At 66.4% G+C, this 1,016-nt stretch carries 1 protein-coding gene and 1 pseudogene; both read right to left on the reverse strand.

From position 1 onward, the window contains the following. Nucleotides 1-669 (reverse strand): annotated as a pseudogene (locus ASU03_RS18750) (hypothetical protein); the annotation flags it as partial. Beyond that, nucleotides 669-1,016, reverse strand: a 348-nt coding sequence (locus tag ASU03_RS18755) for a (Fe-S)-binding protein (protein ID WP_197411293.1), incomplete at its 5' end; no start/stop codon positions are given. The pseudogene ASU03_RS18750 and the gene ASU03_RS18755, both read right to left, overlap by 1 nt.

Genomic DNA, 1,016 nt, shown 5'->3' on the forward strand with positions numbered 1-1,016 from the left:
CAAGTCTTGCTGGCCCGCACCGGCACGGCCGATGCACTCATTGTCCTTGATCTGCCACACCCGGGTGGCCGGGCGCTCCTTGAGGCTCGCGGCAAAGCGCCGCCCCAGTTCGCCACCGCCACTGCGGCTGTCGGGCAGCAGCCAGTGACGCGGGCTGAACTGGTTATCCACAGCCCGCAGGCCATGGACCCGTTGCTCCGGTGAATAACCGTCGAATTCGTGGCCGTCCAACACCAACAGGCGGTCCACGCCGGCCGGGTCGAACGCGCTTTCCTTATGCTCGCCAAAGACCACCGCCAGCACTGCACCGTCGCTGCCGGCGAGTTGCCGCGCCAGGCCCAGCAAGTCGCGGTCGTGGCTGCTCAGGCGGCCGCCGACCATATCCGGCACCACGTTGATGTAGAACGCCGGGGCTGGCCCCTGGTACAGCGGCAACTGCACTTGCACCGCTGCCGTGCGCTTGGTGGCGCCACCCTGCTGGGCGCCGCTGCGGTCGATACGCTTGATGCCGTTGGGGCCGATAAAACCCATGCCGTGCACATTCTTGCGGATGATGCCGTTAGGCCCCATCCAACTGTGCTGCTCCGGTTGCATCGCCGCATGCAGCGGGTGCAGGCGGTTGCGGGCGATCCATTCGGCCCGTGGGTCGCGGCGGATAATGTCGCTCATCAGTGCACCTCCGCAGGTTCACGCGAGTTCGGGGTCTTGGCCGGTGCAGGCTCTTCGAGCAAGGCATCCGCCACCAGTTCGGCAATGTCTTTGATCAGTGGGCGTGGCTCGACCACCCCTTCGAGCATCGCCGTGCACTGTGGACAACCGACGGCCACCAGTTCGGCGCCGGTCTCGCGGATGTCTTCCATGCGCATGTCGGGAATGCGCTGCTTGCCGGGAATATCGGTGATCGGCGCACCGCCCCCGCCGCCACAGCAACGGGCGCGAAAGCCCGAACGTTGCATACCCTTGACCTCAATCCCCAGCGCCCGCAGCACTTGGCGCGGTGCCTCGTACTCGCCGTT

The sequence above is a fragment of the Colwellia sp. TT2012 genome (assembly GCF_001440345.1).
GTDB lineage: Bacteria > Pseudomonadota > Gammaproteobacteria > Enterobacterales > Alteromonadaceae > Colwellia.